This window comes from Streptomyces sp. NPDC048197 (genome assembly GCF_043202395.1).
Lineage (GTDB): Bacteria > Actinomycetota > Actinomycetes > Streptomycetales > Streptomycetaceae > Streptomyces > Streptomyces siderophoricus.
The window spans coordinates 137,802-155,403 of sequence record NZ_JBIDAJ010000016.1; the positions used below are offsets into that span (position 1 = coordinate 137,802).

The 17,602-nt window shown below is 71.4% G+C and carries 16 protein-coding genes; 8 read left to right on the plus strand and 8 right to left on the minus strand.

Translation table 11 applies throughout. The features are described 5' to 3' along the window. Positions 1 to 269 precede the first annotated feature (269 nt). The 4 genes from ACGF4C_RS22045 to ACGF4C_RS22060 form a co-directional block, all read right to left on the minus strand. Positions 270 to 809, minus strand: a complete 540-nt coding sequence (locus tag ACGF4C_RS22045) for a hypothetical protein (protein WP_393568522.1) — start codon at positions 807 to 809, stop codon at positions 270 to 272. A 219-nt stretch (positions 810 to 1,028) separates the two neighbouring features. Further along, the gene (gene mqnC / locus ACGF4C_RS22050) at positions 1,029 to 2,228 is read right to left on the minus strand and encodes a cyclic dehypoxanthinyl futalosine synthase (protein ID WP_393568453.1); all 1,200 of its coding nucleotides are present in this window, start codon (positions 2,226 to 2,228) and stop codon (positions 1,029 to 1,031) included. Positions 2,229 to 2,509: 281 nt separating this feature from the next. Then, positions 2,510 to 4,387 carry a serine/threonine-protein kinase gene (locus tag ACGF4C_RS22055; RefSeq protein ID WP_393568455.1) on the minus strand — a complete coding sequence of 626 codons (1,878 nt, stop codon included), beginning with the start codon at positions 4,385 to 4,387 and terminating at the stop codon, positions 2,510 to 2,512. A 226-nt stretch (positions 4,388 to 4,613) separates the two neighbouring features. Next, complete coding sequence (locus tag ACGF4C_RS22060) at positions 4,614 to 5,510, minus strand: menaquinone biosynthetic enzyme MqnA/MqnD family protein (protein WP_201810543.1); 897 nt, start codon at positions 5,508 to 5,510, stop codon at positions 4,614 to 4,616. Between the two features lie 249 nt (positions 5,511 to 5,759). On the opposite strand from ACGF4C_RS22060, the gene ACGF4C_RS22065 reads away from it, so the two are divergent. The 5 genes from ACGF4C_RS22065 (at position 5,760) to ACGF4C_RS22085 (ending at position 10,140) form a co-directional block, all read left to right on the plus strand. Then, the gene (locus ACGF4C_RS22065; protein ID WP_003984261.1) at positions 5,760 to 5,963 is read left to right on the plus strand and encodes a cold-shock protein; all 204 of its coding nucleotides are present in this window, start codon (positions 5,760 to 5,762) and stop codon (positions 5,961 to 5,963) included. 546 nt (positions 5,964 to 6,509) lie between these two features. Beyond that, a complete protein-coding gene (locus tag ACGF4C_RS22070; protein WP_158745259.1) occupies positions 6,510 to 6,647 on the plus strand; it encodes a hypothetical protein in 138 nt (45 codons plus the stop codon). 35 nt (positions 6,648 to 6,682) lie between these two features. Continuing rightward, positions 6,683 to 7,009 carry a hypothetical protein gene (locus ACGF4C_RS22075; protein ID WP_201810546.1) on the plus strand — a complete coding sequence of 109 codons (327 nt, stop codon included), beginning with the start codon at positions 6,683 to 6,685 and terminating at the stop codon, positions 7,007 to 7,009. Positions 7,010 to 7,162: 153 nt separating this feature from the next. Further along, a complete protein-coding gene (locus ACGF4C_RS22080) occupies positions 7,163 to 9,880 on the plus strand; it encodes a tetratricopeptide repeat protein (protein WP_393568457.1) in 2,718 nt (905 codons plus the stop codon). A 92-nt stretch (positions 9,881 to 9,972) separates the two neighbouring features. Next, positions 9,973 to 10,140 (plus strand): hypothetical protein, encoded by a 168-nt coding sequence (locus tag ACGF4C_RS22085; protein WP_393568459.1) that lies wholly within the window; start codon positions 9,973 to 9,975, stop codon positions 10,138 to 10,140. Positions 10,141 to 10,283: 143 nt separating this feature from the next. On the opposite strand, the gene ACGF4C_RS22090 is transcribed toward ACGF4C_RS22085, so the two are convergent. Together ACGF4C_RS22090 and ACGF4C_RS22095 are read right to left on the minus strand one after the other, a co-directional pair. Continuing rightward, entirely contained in the window at positions 10,284 to 12,263 is a 1,980-nt protein-coding gene (locus ACGF4C_RS22090) for an AMP-dependent synthetase/ligase (protein ID WP_393568461.1), read from the minus strand. A gap of 405 nt (positions 12,264 to 12,668) precedes the next feature. Further along, entirely contained in the window at positions 12,669 to 13,343 is a 675-nt protein-coding gene (locus ACGF4C_RS22095; RefSeq protein WP_393568463.1) for a TetR/AcrR family transcriptional regulator, read from the minus strand. 296 nt (positions 13,344 to 13,639) lie between these two features. Here ACGF4C_RS22095 and ACGF4C_RS22100 point away from each other — a divergent pair, with 296 nt between their 5' ends. Continuing rightward, complete coding sequence (locus tag ACGF4C_RS22100) at positions 13,640 to 14,548, plus strand: alpha/beta fold hydrolase (protein WP_393568523.1); 909 nt, start codon at positions 13,640 to 13,642, stop codon at positions 14,546 to 14,548. Positions 14,549 to 14,692: 144 nt separating this feature from the next. Here ACGF4C_RS22100 and ACGF4C_RS22105 read toward each other — a convergent pair whose 3' ends face one another. Continuing rightward, entirely contained in the window at positions 14,693 to 15,154 is a 462-nt protein-coding gene (locus ACGF4C_RS22105) for a TIGR03618 family F420-dependent PPOX class oxidoreductase (RefSeq protein ID WP_393568465.1), read from the minus strand. Between the two features lie 47 nt (positions 15,155 to 15,201). Next, positions 15,202 to 16,749, minus strand: a complete 1,548-nt coding sequence (locus ACGF4C_RS22110) for an MFS transporter (protein WP_393568466.1) — start codon at positions 16,747 to 16,749, stop codon at positions 15,202 to 15,204. Here ACGF4C_RS22110 and ACGF4C_RS22115 point away from each other — a divergent pair. Together ACGF4C_RS22115 and ACGF4C_RS22120 are read left to right on the plus strand one after the other, a co-directional pair. Next, entirely contained in the window at positions 16,700 to 16,840 is a 141-nt protein-coding gene (locus ACGF4C_RS22115) for a hypothetical protein (RefSeq protein ID WP_393568526.1), read from the plus strand. The genes ACGF4C_RS22110 and ACGF4C_RS22115 overlap by 50 nt on opposite strands. 99 nt (positions 16,841 to 16,939) lie before the next feature. Continuing rightward, the gene (locus tag ACGF4C_RS22120) at positions 16,940 to 17,434 is read left to right on the plus strand and encodes a MarR family winged helix-turn-helix transcriptional regulator (RefSeq protein WP_393568468.1); all 495 of its coding nucleotides are present in this window, start codon (positions 16,940 to 16,942) and stop codon (positions 17,432 to 17,434) included. Positions 17,435 to 17,602: the final 168 nt, after the last annotated feature.

Below are 17,602 nucleotides of genomic sequence, written 5' to 3' on the forward strand. Positions count from 1 at the left end.
GAGGTTCCGCGAGGTTCCGCGAGGTTCGCCGAGGGGCTGCGCGTCAGTGGACTGCGAGGCGGCTGCGCGTGGGCGGGCTGCGAGGCGGCTGCGCATCAGCGGGCTGCGCGGTTGATTGATGGGCTGCGCGGTTGATTCGTGGGCCGGGACGCTTGGGGGCCGGGACGCCTGGGCCTGGGTGCCTTGCCGCTTGCCTCCTTCCTTGTTCAGGCAACGATTACTGAGAGTTATTCGTTCCCGGTATCGTTACACAGAGTGAGAAGAGTTGGCTAGTGGCGGCGGTGGAGTAGGCGGCCGGTGAGGACGGTGGCCAAGGTGGTGCCGTCCGGGGCGAAGATGGCGAAGGTGGCGGGGCCGCCCACGTGGAGGGTTCGGGGGCTGGGGCTGGGGCTGGGGAGTTCTACGAGGCCGGAGCGTTGGACGGCGGTGCGGACCGTGGGGCGGGTGAAGGGGCCGGTCAGGGCCGTTGTGCCGGTGGCCAGGAGGCGTTGCAGGCCGCGGCGGGCGCTGGCGCCCCAGCGGGCCTCGGTCATGTGGAGAGCCGCGAGCGCCTCGCCCGTGAGGGGCTCGGTGCCGAGTTCGTCGGCCTCGCGCGGGTCCGGGTGGTAGGCCGCCTCCAGCAGTGCGGCACCGTGGGGTTCGTAGCGGCCGGGGGTGAGGGTGCCGTCCCACTCGCGGAGGCGGGCGCGGTCGCCGTAGGTCGTGGCGAGTTCGTCGTACGGGCCGATGGCGGCGATGTGGGATCCGTCGACGACCACGCCGCTGTCGCCAATGAGCACATCACCAGTGGGCGCATCACCAATGAGCACATCACCCGTGGGCGCATCACCAGCGGGCACATCACTTTGACCGGTGGTCAGGCCGCTGTCGTCGACGATCGCGCCGCTGACCTCGCCGACCGCACCCCGTTGGCCGGCGGGCACACCGCCCTCACCGATCGTCGCACCGCTGTCGCCGGTGAGGGCAGGGTCGCTGGTGTCGGTGAGGTGGACACCTCGCCGGGCTCGGTGAAGTGTCAGCATGGGGGCCTACTTGGCTTCGATGAGCTTCAGTTCGGGGTGGGCGGTGCCGCCCTCGATGGCCGTCGAGGAGAGGTGGGAGACGACGCGTTCGTCGATCGGGTCGTTGGCGGGGTCGTCGTGGACGACCAGGTGCTCGTAGGTCGTCGCGCGCTGCGCCGGGACCCGGCCCGCCTTGCGGATCAGGTCGATGATCTCCATGCGGTTGGAGCGGTGCTTCGCACCGGCCGAGGAGACGACGTTCTCCTCCAGCATGATGGAGCCCAGGTCGTCCGCGCCGTAGTGGAGCGACAGCTGGCCGACCTCCTTGCCGGTGGTCAGCCAGGAGCCCTGGATGTGGGCGACGTTGTCGAAGAAGATCCGGGCGAGCGCGATCATCCGCAGGTACTCGAAGATCGTGGCCTGCGTCTGGCCCTTCAGGTGGTTGTTCTCGGGCTGGTAGGTGTACGGGATGAAGGCGCGGAAGCCGCCCGTACGGTCCTGGACGTCGCGGATCATCCGGAGGTGCTCGATCCGCTCGGCGTTGGTCTCGCCGGTGCCCATGAGCATCGTGGAGGTCGATTCGACGCCCAGGTTGTGGGCCGCCTCCATGATTTCCAGCCAGCGCTCGCCGGACTCCTTCAGCGGCGCGATGGCCTTGCGGGGACGGGCGGGGAGCAGTTCGGCACCGGCACCGGCGAAGGAGTCGAGGCCGGCGGCGTGGATCCGCTGGATCGCCTCCTCGATCGACACCCCGGAGATGCGGGCCATGTGCTCGACCTCGGAGGCGCCGAGGGAGTGGATGACCAGCTGCGGGAATTCCTTCTTGATGGCCGAGAAGTGCTTCTCGTAGTACTCGACGCCGTAGTCGGGGTGGTGGCCGCCCTGGAACATGATCTGGGTGCCGCCCAGCTCGACGGTCTCCGCGCAGCGCCGCAGGATGTCGTCCAGGTCCCGCGTCCACCCCTTGGCGGTGTCCTTGGGCGCGGCGTAGAAGGCGCAGAACTTGCAGGCCGTCACGCACACGTTGGTGTAGTTGATGTTGCGTTCGATGATGTACGTCGCGATGTGCTCGGTGCCGGCGTAGCGGCGGCGGCGCACGGCGTCGGCGGCCCGGCCCAGCGCGTGCAGCGGCGCGGAGCGGTACAGGTCGAGCGCTTCCTCCGGCGTGATGCGGCCGCCCTGCGCGGCGCGGTCGAGTACGGACTGGAGGTCGGCGTTCTCGGTCACCGGGGCTTCCCTTTCGCAGGCGGGCATCACGACGGACCCAGCGTACGTCAGCCCACCGACAGCCCCTTGGCAGCCCCTGACGACTGACCTGGTCACGAGCTGACGACTGACCTGTCCGCCGGGCTGGCACTGAGCAACTTGTTCTCTTCGCCAGTGGCGGCCGAGCCCGTCCCCGCTCACCTCTTCGTCAGCGGCGGCCGAGCCCGTCACTCACTTCTTCGTCAGCGGCGGCCGAGCCCGTCCCCGCTCACCTCTTCGTCAGCGGCGGCCGAGCCCGTCACTCACTTCTTCGTCAGTGTGGCCTTCGGTGCGCCGCCCCCCGGGTCGTCCGAGGTGAACGCGATCGTGGTGCCGTCCTTGGCGAGCGTGTACGTCACCCGGGACTTGTTGCCGGTGCAGCCTGGTCCCTGTTTGCCGTCGGGGCGCTCCAGGAGGACCAGGCGCCGGTCGGTCGCGGATTCCAGTTTTGCCTTGGCCTCGCAGCGCACCAGGACGGCGTCGTAGGTGGTGTGGATGACGTAGTCGCCCTTGCCGCCGGCGGTGATGGTGCTGGTCATGGTGCCGTTGGGGATGCCGTGCGACGTGGTGATGCTGCCCGTCCACGTACCGAGGAACGGCTTGGCGACGGCGAGCGCGCCGTCGTAGCCACCGGGGTCGGTGGGGTGGCCGGACGGTGTGTGGCCGGACGGTGTGTGGCCGGTCGCCGGCGGCTTGGCGCCGGCCTGGTCGCCGCCGCCGGCGGCGTCACCGCCCGTCTTGGGCAGCAGGGTGAAGACGAAGGCCGCGGTCGTCGCGGCGGCTACCGCACCGGCCACCGAGAGCACGAGCGTGCAGCTCACCCGGCGCGGACGGTCCGGGTCCTTGCCGCCGACCGCCCCGGTGAGGGCGACCCTCCGCCCCTTCGGAGCGGACTGTGCAACGGGTGGCGCAAGGGGCTGCGGAGCGGGCTGCCCCGGGAGGGGACCGCCCGTGCCACTGCCCGCGCCACTGCTCCTGCTGTGGCCCGTTCCACCGCCCGTGCCGCCGCCCGTCCCGTGGCCCGTGTCGGTCGGTAGGCCGGCGAGGTCGGGGGCAGTCGGGAGGTGAGTCCCGCCGGGGTAGCCGGCTCCCGGTCCCTGCGCCAACAGGTCGAACGGCACCAGTCCGGACCCGGCTTCCCCAGACCCGGACGCCCCCGGCCCGGCCCCTCCGGACACAGACGCCCCCGCCCCGGCCGCCCCGGCGGCTCCGGCGCCACCGTCCCCCGCATCAAAGTTCAGGTCGAGGTTCAGCAGTTCCACGGCTCGGCGGCTGACCCGTTCGACCAGGGGGCCGGGCAGCCAGCCGGCTCGTACGAGGTCCGCCGCGCCGGCGCCCTCGCCCGTGAGGCGGGCCGCGAGGTCGGCCGGGGCGGGGCGGTCCGCCGGGTTCTTGGAGAGGCAGCGGGTGACCAACTCCCGCAAGTCTCCCTCCAGTTGGGGGCCGAGTTCGGGCTCCTCGTGGACGACCTTGTAGAGCAGGCTGGCCGAGGAGTCGCCGGGGAAGGGGCTGGTGCCGGTCGCCGCGTACGCGAGGACCGTGCCCAGCGAGAAGACGTCGGCGGCGCCCGCCACGTCCTTCCCGAGGATCTGTTCCGGCGCCATGTAGCCGGGTGATCCCACCGAGACCCCGGTGGTGGTGAGGGAGGCGGTGCTCTCCGTGGCCCGCGCGATGCCGAAGTCGATCAGTACCGGGCCGTCCAGCGTCAGCAGCACGTTGGACGGTTTGACGTCCCGGTGGACGAGGCCGAGCGCGTGGACGGCGGCCAGGGCCTCGGCCAGTCCGGCGCCCAGCACCCGTACGGAGCGTTCGGCCAGCGGTCCGTACTCGGTGACGGCCTGGGTGAGCGACGGCCCGGCGACGTAGCCGGTGGCGACCCAGGGGACGGCGGCGTCGGGGTCGGCGTCCAGTACGGGCGCGGTCCAGGCGCCGCCGACCCGCCGCGCCGACTCGATCTCCCGCCGGAAGCGGGCCCGGAACTGGTCGTCGACGGCGTAGTGGGCGTGCACGACCTTCACGGCGACCGTGCGTCCGCCGGCGCTGCGGCCCAGATAGACCCGCCCCATACCGCCCGCGCCGAGCCGGCCGAGCAGCCGGTACCCGCCCAGGACCCGCGGATCGTCCCCTGACAGCGGCTCCATGGCCCCGCCTCCCCCTCGATACGGCGGCCCCAGCTTAGGACCCCGGGGCGGCGGGCCGGTGGGGCACGGAGCACGAAGCCCCGGGGCATGGACATGAAGCAGGGGGCGCGGTGCCCAGGGCGCCGGAGCACGGATCACCTGAGGCGGAGGGCACGGGCACCGGGGCCCGGGCACTGGGCACCGAGGTGGAGGGCATGGGCCCGGGACGGCGGCCTCGGTTCAGCGGTTAACCACCCGCACCCAGGAGTTCCACCTTCACGTCCGCCGGGAATCCGGTCGTCGGGCCGACCCGCCGGGCGAATTCCGTGACGCCGCGCAGCTGGTCGGGGCCGAAGCGGAAGTCGAGGGTGGTGAAGTAGCGCTCCAGTACGGGCTCGTCGAAGGTCTCCCAGCGGGCGGCCTGCTCGGCGACCTTGCCGACCTCTTCCAGGGACAGGTCGCGGGAGGCGAGGAAGGCCTCGTGCACCTTCTGCACCACGAGCGGTTCGCGCTCCAGGTAGTCGCGCCGCGTCGCCCATACGGCGAAGACGAACGGCAGGCCCGTCCAGTCCTTCCACATCTGGCCGAGGTCGTGGACCTCCAGGCCGAGCCGCGGGCCGTCGTGCAGGTTGGCGCGCAGTGCGGCGTCGCCGATCAGTACGGCGGCGTCGGCCTCCTGCATCATCAGGCCGAGGTCCGGCGGGCAGGTGTAGTACTCGGGCCGTACGCCGATCTTCTCGGCGAGCAGCAGCTGCGCGAGGCGTACGGAGGTCCGCGAGGTGGAGCCGAGGGCGATCCGGGCGCCGTCCAGCTGCTCCAGCGGCTTCTGCGTGACGATCACGCAGGACATCACCGGGCCGTCGCAGCCGACCGCGAGGTCGGGGAAGGCGACGAGGTCGTCGGCGGCGCGGAGGAATTCGACGAGGGTGACGGGGGCGATGTCGAGTTCGCCGCGGATCAGCTGCTCGCTGAGCTTCTCCGGCGTGTCCTTGCTGAGGTCCAGATCGAGGAGGGTGCCGGTGCGGGCGAGGCCCCAGTAGAGGGGCAGGCAGTTCAGGAACTGGATGTGGCCCACCCGCGGCCGGCTGCGACGGTGGTCGGCGTCGGCTCCTGCGGGTGCGTCTTCGAAGGTTGAATTGTCCACATGCGGAGGCTAGACCCGGTGGTTGTGCACCGGGGCGCCGGGGGCGGCGTATGGACGTTAGTGCTGACGGTTAAACGTGATCTTTGGCTCTTCCGCCTCACGAGTCCACCATGCTACGCTCAGCGCAAGTTGCAGTTTGGTTTCCCTTGCAGTACAGAGCCTGCGGAGCATGTGACCCGCGGGCTCTTGTAGTTTCAGACTTCTTTGCAGGTTCTGGAGCAGGGCAACCCTTTGGCCCAAGGAGGGCTTATGGCTACCGGAACCGTCAAGTGGTTCAACGCTGAAAAGGGCTTCGGCTTCATCGCCCAGGACGGCGGCGGCCCGGATGTCTTCGTCCACTACTCGGCGATCAACGCCTCTGGCTTCCGCTCCCTGGAGGAGAACCAGCAGGTGAACTTCGACGTCACGCAGGGCCCGAAGGGTCCGCAGGCGGAGAACGTCACGCCGGTCTAAGTTGCCCGGCCCGGAATTCCTCCAGGTCGCTTCAACGTAGTACCCAAGGAGCCCTGCTCCGCCACTTCGGTGGCGAGCGGGGCTCCTGCCTTATGCACCACCTTTTCCCGCACGTTGTGCGCCGGGCGTTCGTGGCGCATACATGTCACCTCCGAATGCCGCCGCACGCCGGAATCCCGCCGCACGCCGGAATCCCGCCGCACGCCGGAATCCCGCCGCACGCCGGAATCTCCTCACGCGCCCGAATGCGGCCGCCCGCCTGAATGCGGCCCTACCTCTGAATGCGGCCGACCGCACGCAGGAATGTGGCCCCGCGTCCGAATGCGGCCACCTGCGGCGCCTTTCCGGCAGTCACCTCATGGCATGTTGATGAACTCTTCCCGGCGCGGGCATTACGCCTGATGGCCCTGGCGCGCCAGGCGACGCGGGCATCGGCGTACCACCCAGGGCAGCCGACCCGTGGCAAACAAATGTGCGATAAATGCACGCCAAAGTGATCACGGAAAGTGGTCACATGACAACATGACGCGCTCTACCGTGGGCAGAATGAGCGAGCAGTTGCCTCCGCAGAAGCCCTGCCCCGACTGCTGCGGCAGAGGAACCGTGGACTGGGAAACACCGGCCGGCGACAAGGTCACCACGCAGTGCTCCGGGTGCGGCGGCACCGGCACCGTCCTTGCGTAGCACCGTCCTTGCGTAGAGGAGACGAAGGCGACGTCATGCCAGCAGGATCATCAGCGGCCTTCGGCAGGAACGGGAAGCCGGTCGGGCTGGACGCGCAGTACGTCGGCAGGCTGCCGTGCTGCCACTGCGGCATACGGTCGATGAAGCTGCCCGGGCGCCAGGGCGGGGTGTGCATCCCGTGTTACGCCGACGAGTGCGCCGCGGCCGGCCGGCGGGCGGCGACGGCCGGGGGCTGGGTCGCCGCGAGTTTCGTGGGCGATCCGTGTCTGGCGTGCGGTTCGCGGGCCGTGGACGCGAACGGCTGGGCGTTCTGGTGCAACTCCTGCGAGATGCAGACGGCGGTGGCGCTGCCGCCGCAGTGAGCGGCCGGGGGCCATGCGGCGGTCGCCCAGGGGGTCGCCCCGGCAGGCAGCTCCCCCAGGTGCCCGTGCCCATTGGTTGCCCTGTCTACCACCTGCCCCGCGGGTAGCGTGGACCGTAAGGCATGACCTGAGCCTGACACGTACGCACGACCCGTGGCCGTCGCCATGTTCAACAGCCGAGCAGATTCCGAACGCAGCCTCTCGGCACCGCTGCCGGCGCCGAGATACGTGGCCTGGTGGTGGTGGAGCGCCCTCGGCTTCGCCGGCCTGATCGCCGCCCTGTGGCAGGCGGGAGACGGCCGCCCGGCCTGGGGAGGCGGGGGGCTGGTCGGTTTCACGGGCCAGGTCTTCGGCGGCCTCGGTGCGGTCTTCAAACCGACGAAACCCGGCGGTGCCTCGATCGGTTCGCGGCTGGCGTTTCTGCTGATCCTGCTGGTGCTGCTGTATTTCCTGTGGCGGGCGACGCGCGCATGGCTGGCGTACAAGCCCGGCGCCGTGGACGTCCAGCAGCTGGAGGACGCCACCCCTGAGGAGACGCCGAAGCCGAGCGATGCAGACCTCACCGCCCGGCTGCGCCGCCGCCTCTCCGACAGCAGCATGTACCCACCGGCCACGCTCCCCGCCCAGGCCCCCGCCGAATCCTTCCTGGAACTGCTCGGCGACATCGAGATCGACCCGGACAAGCTGGGGACCGCGCTGCCGAAGCTGCTCGGCCGGCTGCGCCCGAAGCTGGCCTACCGCGTCAGCGGCGTCCTCCAGTACCGGGACGGCACACCGGACCCGTACGGCATGACGGTCACCGTCACCGCGTTCCTGTTCGGCGGCTCGCGGTCGAAGGACGTCTGGGGCAGCGACTGGGACGACGTGATCCGCAAGGCCGGCAGCTGGACTGTCAGCACCCTGCTGCCGGTCACCCGCGCGGGCCGGCTGCCACCCTGGCGCCGTTGGTGGGGCCAGGAGATCGCCTACGAGCTGTACGAGGCGTACCAGGAGGCGAACGCGCTGAGCCGCGCGGGACGCCACCACGAGGCGCTGGAGCAGTACTTCCGCGCCGTACGCCTCGACCCGACCAACCCCTATCTGCGGGCGGAACTCGCCGAGACGCAGGAGAAGATGGGGCTGCACATCGATGCGCTGGACACCTGCCAGCGGGCGCTCACCCTCGACGGGCAGAGCGCGCGGGGCTATCGCAAACGGCTGTGGCTCAGCCACTGGAATCCCCACCCCCGGCGGCTGCGCTATTTCCTGCACCCCCGCCTTTACCGCGATCTGATCGGGCTCCGGTACCGCAATTCGGTCATTCTGGGTACGGCCGAGACGACCGCCCGGCAATGGGCCGAGGGAGCGGGCACTCACGGCTGGCAGACCTGCGAGAACCTGATTCCGTTGTTCGTGGACCGCTACTGGCCGGCGGCCCTCGGGGTGGCCCCGCGCATTCCGCTGCGCCGGAAACGGCGGAAGGAGCGGGCAGAGGTGGGCCGGTATTCGCTCGAAAAGACGTTGTGGAGAAAGGATCCGGCGGAAATCCGGGTCGTGATGCAGCGCGTCGCGGTGCAGGAGACAGCCCGCCTCGCCGCGGATGACGCCTGGGCCCGCATCTGGCTGTACTGGCCCGCCCGGTTGTGGAGTTGGGCCCGGTTCTTCTGGCCGGTCGCCTACTACCAGAGCGTGCGCGGGGCCCCCTCCCCCGTCACCCGAGGCGCGTTCCACATCAACCGCAGGGTGTGGGCGCCGCTGCGGCTCACCTGGGCGACCAGCGCGTACGACGCCTCCACCGGGCAGGGCCCCCGGACCACGCCCACGTACAAGTGGCGGTGGCCCTACACCTGGCGCCTCCCGGTCAGCCGGCTCGACTGGGACCAGCTGAAGATCTGGTCCCTCCGTTGGCGGCTCGGTCTCTCCGCGCTTCTCTGGACGCGTCGCGACTGGCACACGCACTACAACGCCGCATGCGTCTATGCCGTGGCCATGAACGCGGGCCAGTGGGACACGGCCGACCAGGGCAAGCTCGTCGGGCGCGCCCTCGCCCGCCTCGACCATGCGGTACAGGCCACGCGGAAGGAGGCCACCACCGTCGAGCGGTCCTGGCTGGTCGAGGAGGACCCGGACCTGGCGCTGCTACGGGACCCGGAGAACCCCGGGAACCCGCTCTTCACCAACTTCGTGCGGACGATGTACCCGAGCGCGGAGACGTTCGAGCAGAGCGCGCCCAGCAGCCGTACCGAAGCGCAACTGCGGGCGTACGACTACCGGCTTCTCGAAGAGATCTCCAAGCTCATGCAGGAGGTCTGGAGCCGGCGCCACGATCAGGGCGACACGGATATTCAGCGTGTGACGGAATGGCTTCGGACCGAGCGCAGCATCTGGAAATCGGTACGGGAGATCGCCGATCCGAACAGCAGACGCAGATGGCAGGACCGGGTGAGTTTCATCCGTTACCTGCAGGCGAACTGCCAGCCCGCGGCCACGTCCACGCTGGGCTTCCCGCCGCCGCTGGTCCCGGAGGAAACGGCCGCCCAGAACGGCCACTCCGATTCCCGCAAGGTCGAGGAGAGGCTGACCGCTCTCCAGCGCGACTTGGAAAGGCGCTGGCTGCTCGCTCGTTCGCGGGGCACTTCCCGACGGCCCTACGTGAATTGCCACAAGGGCCAGCGGGTGTTGAGGGATGCCGCCGCGGATGGCGTGACCCACCTGGACGCGCGGGCGGTCCAACGGCTGGCCACGGGTTACGCGGCGGCCTGGCAGACCCTTGAGGACTGGCTGGCACGCGAGGCCAAACACCGGGCGTTCCGCCAGGCGGTGAGCGACGTGCCCCACTTGACGCGTCGCCGCGTCACCGCGCTCCGCGAGGGCAAAACGTTGCGGATCTGACCGCCGTGTACCGAAGGAGGTGCCGGGGCCGCGCCGGGCGGTGCGGGCGCATCTGGGCGGGCCGTGTGCGGAGGTGCAGCTGTGCGTGAGAGGTGACCGATCCGGATCCGCGGGCGCTGCCGGTGCTGGTCCGGGCGGCGGAGGACGCGGAGGCCGGGCGCGGGCTGGCGCTGCTGGACGCGGTCGCGGTGCGGTGGGGCGTACGGCAGGGCGCGGGCCGGAAGACCGTGTGGTGCGAGGTCGGCGGAAAGCCGACGTAGCCGCGGGCCCGGATCGCGCCCCGCCGGCTCCGGGCAGCACAAAAGCAGCGCAAAGGCAGCGCCAAGGCCCCGTGCCACCTCCCCCACAGAGGTGACACGGGGTTCCAGTTTGACGCGCGGACGGCCCTGGCTCCAGAGGGGGGTCACGTCCTTTCGTAAAGGGCTTCTATGTCTTTGGCGAAATCTCGTGCCACGGCGGCCCGCCGCAGCTTCAGGGAGGGGGTGAGATGTCCGGTCCGGTCGCTGAATTCCGCGGGGAGGACCGCGAAGCGGCGGATGGACTCGGCGCGGGAGACGAGCGCGTTGGCGTCGTCGACGGCGCGCTGGAGGTCGGCGAGGAGCCGCGGGTCGCGGACGAGGTCCGCCAGCGGGACGTCCGTCTTCTTGTGCATCTGGCGCCAGTGGGCGAGGCCGTCCGGTTCGAGGGTGAGCAGGGCGGTGATGTAGGGGCGGTTGTCGCCGATGACCATGCACTGGCCTATGAGGGGGTGGGACCGGAGGCGGTCCTCCAGGGGGGCGGGGGCGACGTTCTTGCCGCCCGTGGTCACGATGATCTCCTTCTTGCGGCCGGTGATGGTGAGGTAGCCGTCCGCGTCGAGGGCGCCCAGGTCGCCGGTGGGCAGCCAGCCGTCGGCGTCGGTGGCGGGACGGGCGGCGCCGAGGGCGGCGTCCCAGTAGCCGGCGAAGACGTGGCCGCCGTGGAGGAGGATCTCGCCGTCGTCGGCGATCCGGACGGCGGTGCCGGGGAGCGGCCAGCCGACGGTGCCGATGCGGGGGCGCAGGGGCGGGGTGACGGTGGCGGCGGCGGTGGTCTCGGTCAGGCCGTAGCCCTCGAAGATCTCGATGCCGGCGCCGGAGTAGAAGGCGGCGAGGCGGTGGCCGAGGGGTGAGCCGCCGCAGATCACGTGGCGGACCTTGCCGCCGAGGGCGGCGCGGATGCGGCGGTAGACGAGGGGGTCGTAGAGCTTGCGGGCGGCCTTGAGGGCGACGCCGGGGCCTGGGCCCTTGCCGCTCCGCCTCGCTCCGCCTCGGCTCTTTGACCGGCCTTCGGAAGCCGAGCGTTCCTCGGCCTCGACGGCTTCGCCGTAGGCGCGGGCGATGCGGGCGGCGCGGTCGAAGGAGGCGGCGCGGCCCATCTTCTCGGCGGTGGCGCGGCCGGTGTTGAAGACCTTTTCCAGGACGTAGGGGATGGCGAGGAGGAAGGTCGGGCGGAAGCCGGCGAGGTCGGCGAGCAGGTCGTCGGTCTGGATGCTGGGGGCGTGGCCGAGGCGGACCCGGGCGCGGAGGCAGCCGACCGCGACCATCCGGCCGAAGACGTGGGAGAGGGGGAGGAAGAGGAGGGTGGCGGCGGGTTCCTGGCTGACGGACCGGAAGACCGGGTGGAGGAGTTCGACGGCGTTGTCGACCTCGGCGAAGAAGTTGCCGTGGGTGAGGGCGCAGCCCTTGGGGCGGCCGGTGGTGCCGGAGGTGTAGATGAGGGTGGCGAGGGCGTGCGGGCCGGTGGTGGCGCGGCGGACGTCGACGGCCTCGTCGGGGAGGTCGCGGCCGGCGGCGACGAGTTGGGGGACGGCGCCGGTGTTGAACTGCCAGAGGTGTTCGAGGGCGGGCAGCCGGCCGCGGATGCCGCTGATCAGGCGGGTTTCGTCGACGTCCTCGACGACGCAGGCGCGGGCGCCGGAGTCGTTCAGGATCCCTTCCGCCTGGTGGGCGGAGGAGGTCGGGTAGAGGGGGACGGTGACCAGGCCGGCGGCCCAGGCGGCGAAGTCGAGGAGGGTCCACTCGTAGGTGGTGCGGGCCATGATGGCGAGCCGGTCGCCGGGGCCCAGGCCGTGGGCGATCAGGCCCTTGGCGACGGCGCGGACCTCGGCGGCGAATTCGGCGGCGGTGATGTCGCGCCAGGCGCCGCTGGGCTGTTTGCGGGCCAGGACGATGTCGGTGGGGGCCTCGGCGGCGTTGGCGAAGGGGAGGTCGCCGAGGGAACCGTGGGTCACGGGCGGGACGAGCGGGGGGACGTAGACCTCGCGGACGGTGCCGTCGGGCCGGGTCGCCTTGTGGGGCTCGACGAGGGTGGGGGCGAGGGTGCGGGCGGGGGTGGGGACAGGGGCACTTCCCTGGTGGGACACGAGCGGCTCCTCGTTTCTCCGGTGGAGTGCTGTTTCTCCGGTGGAGTGCTGCAGCGTGGTCGGGACCGTGCCGGACGCCTGGTCTCGCGCCCGCACGGGCCAACTGCCGGGTGCCATCGCGGAGTTGGGCCCCGTATCCCCATCTCCTGACCCGGCAGTAACCTTACTGCGAGGTAAATTTACGCGAGGACTTCGGGCCGGCCAATGCTCGGACAGCGGGATCTTTGTCCGCTGCGGGGCGGGACCAACAGCCGCGGCAGCAGGAGGAGTCGGGGTCCCCGGGTAGGGGACGGGCAGGGACCTGGGCAGGGGTGGGGCTCGGGGTCCGGGTAGGGGTAGGGGTAGGACTCGTGGTCCGGGCAGGGCCGGTCAGCCCAGGTCGGCCGGTCAGGCCAGGTCGGCCGGCTAGGCCAGATCGGCCGGCGCCCAGCGCTCACCCGCCATCATCCGGCCCAGGCCGGCCCAGGCGAAGTTCATCATCGTGGCCGCGGCGTCCTTCGCCGTCGGATGCACGCATTCCCCCGAAGGGCCTTCGTCGGTACGGAGGTTGGCCCATTCCGCGAGCGACTCGGCCGCGCCGACCAGGGCATGGGCGAGCCCGGCCACCTCGCGTTCGGCCAGTTCACCGGCGCAGCCCGCCTCCTTCGCGGCGACGCCGATCAGATCCGTGACGAAGGAGACGATCTCCGCGCGCATGGCGGCGACCTCGCGTGCGAACGGCTCGCCATGCGTCCGGGCCTGCTGGTGGAGCACGGCCCAGCCGTCCGGGTGCTCGGCGGTGTGCGCGAAGAAACCGCGCAGGCCGCTGCACAGCTGGCGGTCGGCCGCCGCCCGGGGTTCCACGGCCGCGGTCACGGCCGTCACCAGCGCCGCCGCCTCGCGCCGGATCACCGCGCTGAACAGTTCTTCCTTCGAGTTCAGATAGAGGTAGACCAGCGGTTTCGAGACCCCGGCCACCTCGGCGATCTCGTCCATCGACGCCGCTCGGTAGCCACGCCGGGCGAAGGTCCGCACCGCGGCATCGAGCATCTGCTGTTCCCGGACGGCCCTCGGCACCCGCTTGCTCTTCACAGCTCCCACCCTGAATATCCCTCCGCCCCGCCCCTTTACCGCAAAGTAAGTTTACGATCTTCGCCTTCCGCGCCCGGCTTTCCGACGGCTTCCCGCCATCCGCGGAGCAGCACTGACAGCACTTTTTCCTCCTTGTTTTGTTGGCAGTTGCAGGCGAGTTGAAGGCTGTGCGTGTGAGGTGCCGGCTGCCGGTGAGTTGACAGCTACAGGTGACTGACGAGACGATACGTCTCGTTCCGATGATTGTTTTACTGACCGGACTGAAGGACTACCCCTTCACCCCGCCGTTCCTGGAGGACATCACCGTGCAGCAGTTCCTCGACGTCGCCCCCGGCATCCGGCTGTGGACCGAGCAGCGCGGCGCCGCCGACGCGCCCCCGCTGCTGCTCGTCATGGGGGCCCAGGCGACCGGCGTCGGCTGGCCGGACGAGCTGGTCGACGCGCTGGCCGAACACCACCGGGTGATCCGCTACGACCACCGGGACACCGGTCGCTCCACCTGGTGCTTCTCCCCCACCCTTCGGGCGGGAGGTGCCCCCATCCGTCCGTACCGGATCGCCGATCTCGCGGACGACGTGATCGCCGTCCTGGACGGGCTGGGCATCGAGCGTGCGCATCTCGTCGGCATGTCATTGGGCGGCATGCTGGCCCAGATGGTGCTCGCCGACCACCCCGACCGATGGATCGGCGCCACTCTCATCGGCACCATGGCCCTCAGCACCACCCCCTACACCGCACCGGACGGCTCCGTCGTCCCGGTCGGTGAACTCCCCGGCATCAGACCCGAGGTCCTGGAGCTGTGGGCCCGCCCGGTCGAGGACCACGGCCCGGAGGCGGAGGTGGCGCGGCGGCTCGAACACTGGCGGGTACTCGCCGGTGGTCAACTGCCGTTCGACGCCGCTTACTACGAGGCTCTGGAGCGGCGGGTCATCGAGCACACCGGGCACCACCGGGTGGGTACCGCGCACGGACGGGCGGACGACGGCGGGATGCTGCGTACGGAGGAGCTGGCGCGGAACGAGGTGCCCACGCTGGTGATCGCGGCGCCCGCCGAGCCGGTCTTCCCGCCGCCGCATCCGCAGCACCTCGCGCAGTGCATCGGCGGCGCGCATGTCGTCGAGATCCCGGGGATGGGGCACGCGCTGCCACCGGCCGTACAGGGGCCGCTGGCGGAGGCGATCCTGGCGCACACGGGGGCGGTGACGGCGGTCTGACGGGGCCTGACGGGGGGCCTGACCAGGTGCCTGGCCAGGTGCCTGACGGGTGCGCGCTCGCCACTCCCCCGCGGGAGATCCCCCGTCCCGGGGAGCCTTCAGCCTTCGGTCACGCGGAGCCTTCGGTCACTCGGAACCTTCCGGTCACTCGGAGCCTTCGGTGACGTCCAGTGCCGTGCCGTAGAGGCGGGAGACCTTGAGGCGGAGGACGACGCGCCGTTCGGCTACGGCCTCCGCCAGGAAGGCGTCCTCGTCCAGCGGGGCCCCGCCCGCGGCCGCCATGACGAGCAGTTCGCGGCCGACCGCGTCACCGGGGACGGTGGTGGGGGCCGAGACCTCGACCTCGCCCTCGGCGACCGCGTAGGCCCACACATCGCGGCTGACGTGCAGGGCGGCGTGCGGGTCGGCGCGCAGGTGGCGGGGCTTGAGGCGGTCCTGGGTGCTGGAGATCCGTACGATCCGCTCCGCCGGGTCCCAGCGGTACAGGACGGTGGCGAGGTGCGGGTGGCCGGTCTTGCGGACGCTGGCGAGCACGCCGAACTGCTGCTCCTGAAGGATTCCGTCGAGTTCGGTCTCGGTGAGGACGCGCGGGGCGGGGCCGGGCATGAGGTGCTCCGTTTCGGTGGGTGGGGTTTGGACGTGGGGGGGTCGGGTCAGGCGGACGGCACCGCGGGAACGTCCGGCACCGCGGGCACGTCCGGCACCGCAGGCACGTCCGGCACCGCGGGCACGTTCAGCGCCGCGGTCACCTCCGGCACACGGGGCCGCCGTAGCAGGACCGTGGCGGCCAGCAGTGCCAGGGCGAGCAGTCCCGCGCCGGCGGCGAAGGCCACGTGGTAGCCGGCGGTGAGGGCTTCGGCGCGGGGGCTGCCCTGCCCGGTGAGGGTGTCGGTGCGGCCGGCCGCCAGGGTGGACAGCGCCGCGACGCCGAGCGCCGAACCGAGCTGCTGGGTGGTGTTGAACAGGCCCGAGGCCAGGCCGGCGTCCTGGCTGTCGACGCCGGACATGCCGAGTGCGGTGAGCGCGGGCAGGGCCAGGCCGAAGCCGGCCACGAGCAGCATCACCGGCAGCAGATCGGTGACGTAGGCGGCGTGCACGGGCAGCCGGGTGAGCAGGGCGAGGGCGCCGACCAGCGGGACGAGGGCGGTACGCAGTACGGCGCGCTCCCCGTAGCGGGCGACCAGCCGGGCCGAGACGCCCAGCGAGGTGGCGCCGATGGCCAGGGCTGCGGGGAGCATCGCCAGTCCGGTGCGGGCGGCGTCGTAGCGGAGTACGCCCTGCAGGTAGAGCGCCACCAGCACCTGGAAGGCGAACAGGGCGGCGATCATGAGCATTTGGACGAGGTTGGCGGTGACCACGGCGCGCGAGCGCAGCATGCGCAGCGGCAGCAGCGGGGTGCGGGCCCGGGCCTGGCGCAGGAAGAAGGCGACGACCAGCGCCGTACCGACGGTCGCCGGAACCAGCGCGCGCGGTGAAGTCCAGCCGTACGTCGCGGTGTTGACGATGCCGTAGAGCGCCGCCATGAGACCGGCGGTGATCAGGAGCGCGCCCCAGGCGTCGGCCCCGGCCCGCAGGCCGAGTCCCCGGCCGGCGGGCAGTGCGGGGCGGGCCAGGGCGAGGACGGCGGCCCCGATGGGCAGGTTGATCAGGAAGATCCCGTGCCAGTCCAGTGCGTCGGTCAGCAGGCCGCCGAGCACCTGGCCGATCGAGGCGCCGGCGGCACCGGTGAAGCTGAACACCGCGAGGGCGCGGGCCCGTTCGCGTCCCTCGGGGTAGAGGGCGGCGAGGATGCCGAGGCCGACGGCCGCCGTCATGGCGCTGCCGACGCCCTGCAGGAAGCGGGCGGCGAGCAGTACGGCGGGCCCGGAGGCGAGACCCGCCAGAAGCGAGGAGGCGGTGAAGACGGCGGTGCCGGCGACGAACATCCGCTTGCGCCCGAGGAGGTCGCCGAGCCGCCCGGCGAGGAGCAGCAGGCTGCCGAACGCGACGAGATAGGCGTTGACGACCCAGCTCAGACCCTCGGAGCTGAACCCGAGGTCGTGCTGAATGGCCGGCATGGCCACGGTGACGATCGAGCCGTCCAGCACGATCATCAGCGTGCTGGCGGCGATCACACCGAGGGCGAGGCCCCGACGCGGTGAACTCGGGGGCGTGGGACGGGACATGGGCACGGAACGGGCCACGGGCGCGGAGCGGGACATGGGCACGGAACGGGACGTGGGCACGGAACGGGACGTGGGCACGGTGGCCCTCCTGTCGCAGTACGTACGGGTGGCGCGCCGGACGGCGTGAGCGGACGGGTGCCGGCCGGCGACGAAGATAGAAGGACCGTAGCAGATAGTTCCGTTGCAGACTATATTTCTCGGACCGATCGTGGCTTACGCTGGAGCCATGACCGCCATGTCGCCGCCCCCGACCCGCACCCAGCCGGACCTCTCCTACCTGCTGGACCACACCGGACATGTGCTGCGCACCCAGATGGCGGCGGCGCTCGCCGAGATCGGGCTCACCGCGCGCATGCACTGCGTCCTGGTGCACGCGCTGGAGGAGGAACGCACCCAGATCCAGCTCGCCGAGATCGGCGACATGGACAAGACCACGATGGTGGTGACCGTCGATGCCCTGGAGAAGGCCGGGCTCGCCGAGCGCCGCCCCTCCAGCACCGACCGGCGGGCCCGGATCATCGCCGTCACGGAGGAGGGCGCACGCACCGCCGAGCGCAGCCAGCGGATCGTGGACGCGGTGCACGAACAGGCTCTCGCGGCACTGCCGGACGAGGACCGGGAGACGTTCCTCCGCCACCTGACCCACCTGGCCACCGGCCCCCTGGGCACCCCTGCCCCCGGCCCGGGCCCCACCGCCCGCCGGGTCCGCCAGCGCAGCTAGGGCGCCGCGGAGATCCGTCAGAAGCGCCCTAGGCGTCTTACGGCCCCCCGCCACGGCGGGCACGGACTCCCCCGTTCGGCCCGGCAGCGATGGTGGGTTCCCTGCGGGCCGCCCAGAGTGAGGGCGGAGGAACCCATGGGCGGCGTGGGCCTTGGTGGTCCTGGTAAT

Coding starts and splice junctions, on each gene's coding strand:
- ACGF4C_RS22055 (WP_393568455.1), bottom strand. CDS start 4,387: ATGGAGCCGCTGTCAGGGGACGATCCGCGGGTCCTGGGCGGGTACCGG.
- ACGF4C_RS22065 (WP_003984261.1), top strand. CDS start 5,760: ATGGCTACCGGAACCGTCAAGTGGTTCAACGCTGAAAAGGGCTTCGGC.
- ACGF4C_RS22070 (WP_158745259.1), top strand. CDS start 6,510: ATGAGCGAGCAGTTGCCTCCGCAGAAGCCCTGCCCCGACTGCTGCGGC.
- ACGF4C_RS22075 (WP_201810546.1), top strand. CDS start 6,683: ATGCCAGCAGGATCATCAGCGGCCTTCGGCAGGAACGGGAAGCCGGTC.
- ACGF4C_RS22105 (WP_393568465.1), bottom strand. CDS start 15,154: ATGCCCGGCCCCGCCCCGCGCGTCCTCACCGAGACCGAACTCGACGGA.
- ACGF4C_RS22110 (WP_393568466.1), bottom strand. CDS start 16,749: ATGTCCCGCTCCGCGCCCGTGGCCCGTTCCGTGCCCATGTCCCGTCCC.
- ACGF4C_RS22120 (WP_393568468.1), top strand. CDS start 16,940: ATGACCGCCATGTCGCCGCCCCCGACCCGCACCCAGCCGGACCTCTCC.